Annotated in this window: 6 protein-coding genes; 3 read left to right on the forward strand and 3 right to left on the reverse strand. The window is 70.7% G+C overall.

All coding sequences use genetic code 11. The annotated features are described in order from the left end of the window. Positions 1-50: 50 nt before the first annotated feature. Positions 51-764 (reverse strand): flavodoxin family protein, encoded by a 714-nt coding sequence (locus tag ACOADB_RS02385; protein ID WP_378596309.1) that lies wholly within the window; start codon positions 762-764, stop codon positions 51-53. A 52-nt stretch (positions 765-816) separates the two neighbouring features. Here ACOADB_RS02385 and egtB point away from each other — a divergent pair, with 52 nt between their 5' ends. From egtB to ACOADB_RS02400, 3 genes are read left to right on the forward strand one after another with little or no spacing between them, the layout of a single operon-like run. Further along, positions 817-2,094, forward strand: a complete 1,278-nt coding sequence (gene egtB, locus ACOADB_RS02390; protein WP_378596311.1) for an ergothioneine biosynthesis protein EgtB — start codon at positions 817-819, stop codon at positions 2,092-2,094. Next, positions 2,091-3,068, forward strand: coding sequence for an L-histidine N(alpha)-methyltransferase (gene egtD, locus ACOADB_RS02395; RefSeq protein WP_378596312.1), 978 nt, complete (start codon positions 2,091-2,093; stop codon positions 3,066-3,068). The genes egtB and egtD overlap by 4 nt, the downstream gene beginning before the upstream one ends. A 33-nt stretch (positions 3,069-3,101) precedes the next feature. Beyond that, positions 3,102-4,058, forward strand: a complete 957-nt coding sequence (locus tag ACOADB_RS02400; protein ID WP_378596313.1) for a hypothetical protein — start codon at positions 3,102-3,104, stop codon at positions 4,056-4,058. Position 4,059: 1 nt separating this feature from the next. Here the strand turns inward: ACOADB_RS02400 and ACOADB_RS02405 are convergent, their stop codons facing one another. Both ACOADB_RS02405 and ACOADB_RS02410 read right to left on the reverse strand, forming a co-directional pair. Then, entirely contained in the window at positions 4,060-4,833 is a 774-nt protein-coding gene (locus tag ACOADB_RS02405; protein ID WP_378596314.1) for a sterol desaturase family protein, read from the reverse strand. Next, positions 4,830-5,292 (reverse strand): FCD domain-containing protein (locus ACOADB_RS02410; RefSeq protein WP_378596315.1); only part of this gene is annotated, 463 nt, incomplete at its 5' end. The genes ACOADB_RS02405 and ACOADB_RS02410, both read right to left, overlap by 4 nt.

Raw genomic sequence — 5,292 nt, forward strand, 5'->3', positions numbered from 1 at the left:
TCGAGCCAGGTGCGTTCGAGGGTGACGCGCAGGTGGGGGCCACGCCGGCGTCAGCGGTACTCGGGGTTCTCGTGGTCGAACCGGGCACCGGCGTCCCAGGCCGAGCGCTGGTTGCCGTACGCCGGGATCCCGCCGGCCTGCTTGAGCATCCGTGCCAGGTGCAGCAGGTTCCAGGTCATGAACGTGGTGTTGCGGTTGGTGAAGTCGTTCTCGGGGCCGCCGCTGCCGGGGTCGAGGTACGACGGCCCCGGCCCGGCTTCGCCGATCCACCCGGCGTCGGCCTGCGGCGGGATCGTGTAGCCGAGGTGCTGGAGCGAGTAGAGGATGTTCATCGCGCAGTGCTTGACCCCGTCCTCGTTGCCGGTGATCAGGCAGCCGCCGACCCGCCCGTAGTAGGCGTACTGCCCGCGATCGTTGAGGTCGGCGCTGCCGCCGTACAACCGCTCGATGACCTGCTTCATGACGCTGCTGTTGTCGCCCAGCCAGATCGGTCCGGCGAGGACCAGGATGTCGCTGGCCATCACCGTGCGGTGGATGTCCGGCCACGCGTCGACCTCCCAGCCGCGCTCGCGCATGTCCGTGTAGACACCGGTCGCGATCGGGTGGTCGACGGCGCGGAACTTGTCGACGGTGACGCCGTGCTTGCGCATGATGGCGGCGCTCACGTCGACGAGTCCCTCGGTGTGGCTGAGGTCGGGTGACCGCTTCAGGGTGCAGTTGATGAAGGTGGCCCGCAGGTCACTGAAGTCGTAGCTCTCGGACATCCGACCAGCATGGACCCTTCGGTTTGTCGGTGCACTCTCCTAGGCTCGAGTCATGACTGCTGGACAGTGGACTGCAGACTCGATCCTTCAGCGGTACGACGAGGTCCGCTCCCACACCGAAAGGCTCGCGGCACCGCTCTCGCCCGAGGACCAGACGGTCCAGTCGATGCCCGACGTCTCGCCGACCAAGTGGCACCGCGCGCACGTGACGTGGTTCTTCGAGACGTTCCTGCTGGCGGACAACGAGGCGGGCTTCGCGCCGTACCAGGAGACGTACTGGTTCCTCTTCAACAGCTACTACGAAGCGGTCGGTCCGCGCTATGCGCGCGCCGAGCGCGGCGTGATCAGTCGCCCCGGGGCCCATGACGTCGGGGTCTACCGCAGCAACGTCGATGACCGGGTGCGCACGCTGGTCGACGCCCTCGACCAGGGCAGCATCGACAAGCTGGCCGCCACCATCGAGCTCGGCTTCCACCACGAGCAGCAGCACCAGGAGCTGTTGTTGATGGACATCAAGCACGTGCTGTCCCTCAACCCGCTGCAGCCGGTCTACGCGGGCGCACCTGCAGCGACCGCGTCCTCCGACCAGCTCGGCTGGGTCGAGATCGAGGGCGGGCTGGTCGAGATCGGCCACTCCGGCAGCGGATTCTCCTTCGACAACGAGCTCCCCGAGCACCGCGTGCACCTCGAGCCGTACCGGCTGGCCGACCGGTTGGTCACCAACGAGGAGTGGCTCGCGTTCATGGCCGACGGCGGCTACCAGCGTCCGGAGCTGTGGCTCTCCGACGGCTGGGCGGGACTCGACAAGGTCGACCAGCGCAACAACGCGCCCTTCTACTGGCAGCAGGTCGACGGGGTCTGGTTCGAGCACACCCTGAACGGCACCTGGCCGGTCAACCCGGGCCTGCCCGTGAGCCACGTCAGCCACTACGAGGCGGACGCCTATGCGACGTGGGCGGGCAAGCGGCTGCCGACGGAGGCGGAGTGGGAGCACGGCGTCTCCGTCGCCGGGGACGTCGAGGCCGTCGGCCGCCCCGACACGTGGCACCCGCAGGCAGCCGGCCCGGCCACCGGCCGGCTCCGCCAGGTCGGCGGCGACTGCTGGGAGTGGACCTCTTCGGCCTACCTCCCCTACCCCGGCTTCCATCCGGCCGCCGGGGCCATCGGCGAGTACAACGGGAAGTTCATGTCGAACCAGATGGTCCTTCGGGGCGGGTGCGCGTTGACGTCGCCCGACCACGCCCGCGTGACGTACCGCAACTTCTTCCCGCCAGGTGCCCGCTGGGCCCTCAGCGGGGTGCGCCTCGCCGACGGGGGCGTGCCGGCATGAGCGAACGACTCGAGCCCGAGCTGGCGGTGCTGCTGGACCCCGACTGGGCCAGCGGCAGCCTCGTCGACGACGTACGCCGTGGCCTGACCCGGCACCCGCGGACCCTCCCGCCGAGGTGGTTGTACGACGACCACGGGTCGGCCCTGTTCGACCAGATCACCCGGCAGCCCGAGTACTACCCGTTCAACGCCGAGCGGGCGATCCTCGAGGCGCACGCCGACGAGATCGTGGCCGCCAGCGGTGCGACCGCGCTCGTCGAGCTCGGCAGCGGCACCAGCGAGAAGACGCGGCTGCTGCTCGACGCGTTCACCCGCACCGGCCAGCTGACGCGCTTCTCCCCCGTCGACGTCTCCGAGGGGACCCTGCGCGAGGCAGCCGCGCAGATCGCCGATGCCTATCCCGGCCTGGAGGTCGCGGGTGTGGTCGGTGACTTCACGCTGCACCTGTCCCACCTGCCCGAAGGCGGTCGGCGGATGGTGGCCTTCCTGGGCGGCACGATCGGCAACCTGTACCTCGAGGAGCGCAAGGCGTTCCTCAGCATCCTCGCCGACCTGCTGGAGCCCGGGGACTCCCTGCTCCTCGGCACGGACCTGGTCAAGAGCACCGACCGGTTGATCGCCGCCTATCACGACGCGGCCGGCGTGACCGAGGACTTCATCCGCAACTCCCTCACGGTCATCAACCGCCAGCTCGGCGCCGACTTCGACCAGTCGGGGTTCACCTACATCCCGTTCTGGGACGCCCACATGGAGCGGATCGACATGCGGCTGCGCTCCGAGGTCCCGCAACGCGTCACGGTTCCCGGTGCCCTGGTGCTCGACCTGGACGTGGGTGAGGAGATCCGGGTGGAGATCTCGACCAAGTTCCGGATCAGCAAGGTGGCCGCCGAGCTGGAGGCCGCGGGCCTCGTGGTCGGTCGGGTCTGGACCGATGAACCCGGCGACTTCGCTCTGACGCTCGCGACCAAGCCCTGATCCGGCGCCGGGCGTGGCAAGATCAGCGCCGTGATGGGCGTGCGGATGGGTGCAGCGCTGGCCGGGCTTGCCCTGCTGACCGCCTGCAGTGGTGACCCGAAACCGGTCTACCAGGACGCACCCGCGCCGGCCGCCGTCGTGTCGCAGTACGACGAATCGCTGGAACCCTCGGCCGCCGTACTCGCCCTGGTGCCGGCCGACGCCACCACCGTGATGGTGACGGACTTCGACCAGCTACGCCTCGTGCTGGGCTTCGGGTCCCTGGCCAGGGACAGTGCGCCGACCGAGCGCGACGAGTTCTGGGCCGAGGTCCCGCGCACGGCAGCGCTGTCGCGTGGCATGTTGCGCCCGTTCGAGGCTCGCCTGCGCGACGACTTCGGCATCAGCCAGGACGACGTCGCGTGGGAAGCCACCTACGCCGGCGCCGACGGGACCGGCTGGGTGCTGGCCTTCCGGCCGACGACCGCGATGGCCGCCGTGTCGCGCGCGGTGCAGGCCGGCGTCGGTCCGCTCAAGGGCGCGTCGGTCGACACCGCCCGCCGCCTGGTCACCTCGGCCGCGGCGCCGGACGTCGCGGATTCCTGGGGTGCCGAGCCGACGTTGGTCGCCCTGTCCGGACGCGAAGCCGTGTCGACGTACGTCACGCGCGGTTGTCTCGACTTCGACACCGTCTTCGGCGCCGGGATGGAAGCCCAGCTGGCGGCCGCACCTGCCGCCGCGCTCGGGTCCCTCGACGAGCTCGACGGGTTCGCCGTGGCGCTCGGTACCGAGCTCGCCACGGTCCTGTTGGGTGACGACCGCTCCGATGCCTTCGAGCGCGCTCGCCTCGCCGAGGTGATGCCGCCGACCGATCCCGAGTTCCCGCTCGCGATGAGCCGCCCCGTGGCCGACCCGTCGACCGGCCGGCTCGGCTACACGCTGAGCAACCCGGCGGCCGCCGCCGAGCTCACCCGGACCCAGCACCTGCCGTTCGCCGTCTGCCGCGGCTAGTTCAGCGCCCCAGGTCGTGCAGGCGCTGCACGGTCGGCGAGGTCGGGACGCTGCTCGGCTCGGGCGCCGTACCGAAGAGCCGGTCCGCCGTACCCGCGGAGGTGACGGTGAACCAGTAGTGCTCGCTCTTGTAGTGGTGCAGGCGGTGGTTGCGCCAGATCTTGCGGTAGTACGCCGACTTCGGCCGGTAGTCGCTGTGCAGCAGGTAGTGCGTCCACTCGTAGCCGGACATCAGCGTGTAGATGGCGATCAGCAGCGAGAACATGGCGCTCGGGTCGGGTGTCGTCACCCAGGCGAGCGCGGTGTACGCGGGCGCCAGCCACAGCTGGGCCTGCCACGGGATGAAGACGAGCGGGATCTCGCGCGGGTTGGCGTGGTGGGCGCGGTGCTTGCGGGCGAGCAGCGGGTCCAGGGTCAGGCCGGCGAGCTTCCGCGGCCGCCAGTGCAGGATGAAGACGTGGACCAGCCACTCCACCACGGGCAGGATCGCGACGAGCCCCAGCGGGATCGCGAGCTCCCACCAGGAACCGCCACCGTCGCGGCCGGCCAGCACGCGGCCGGTGATCGCCGCAACCAGGCAGGTGCTGAGCAGGTACGGGCTCGGGTGCTTCCAGTACTCCCGGAACACCTCCCCCAGGCTGAGGTTGGTACGACGACCGGTGGCCTTGTCGCCGACGATCAACCGGGCTTCGTCGGCATCGACCCGCTGGGCCGCGAGGGTGGATCTCGAGACGGTCGCTGCGCGACCTCCTCGATCAGCGGAACGCGGGCTCACAGGTCGTCTCCGCTCAACGCGGCCAGCGCACCGAGCAACGAGCTCGCCGTCGGGGTGAGGACACGGGTCGCGGCGGCGCGGGCGGTGGCCGGGTCGCCGGCCCGGATCGCGGCGGCCAGCAGGCGGTAGGGCTCGACCTGTCCGACCTCGTCGGCGAGCACGGCCGCGAGGGCCGGGAGGGCGGGCTCGTAGGCGGCGCGGAGGCTGTTGTACATGAGCCGGAAGACCAGGGAGTCGGCTCCGTCGACGAGCAGGTCCCAGTAGTCGAGGGCGAGGCGCTGCCAGGTGATCGCGTCGTCGGTGGCCGCCAGGTCCTGGACGACGGCGTCGAGCGCCACCGCCAGTGCCGGGCCTCCGCGTTCCGCAGCCAGCGCCGCGATGCCGGGGCCGACCTCGGCGCGGGCCTCGACGACGCTGCGCGCGATGGCCGCGTCGAGGCGCCCGCCGCGCACCAGGAGC

Source organism: Nocardioides sp. CPCC 206348 (genome assembly GCF_048654705.1).
Classification (GTDB): domain Bacteria; phylum Actinomycetota; class Actinomycetes; order Propionibacteriales; family Nocardioidaceae; genus Nocardioides.

Coding starts and splice junctions, on each gene's coding strand:
- ACOADB_RS02385 (WP_378596309.1), bottom strand. CDS start 764: ATGTCCGAGAGCTACGACTTCAGTGACCTGCGGGCCACCTTCATCAAC.
- egtB (WP_378596311.1), top strand. CDS start 817: ATGACTGCTGGACAGTGGACTGCAGACTCGATCCTTCAGCGGTACGAC.
- egtD (WP_378596312.1), top strand. CDS start 2,091: ATGAGCGAACGACTCGAGCCCGAGCTGGCGGTGCTGCTGGACCCCGAC.
- ACOADB_RS02400 (WP_378596313.1), top strand. CDS start 3,102: ATGGGCGTGCGGATGGGTGCAGCGCTGGCCGGGCTTGCCCTGCTGACC.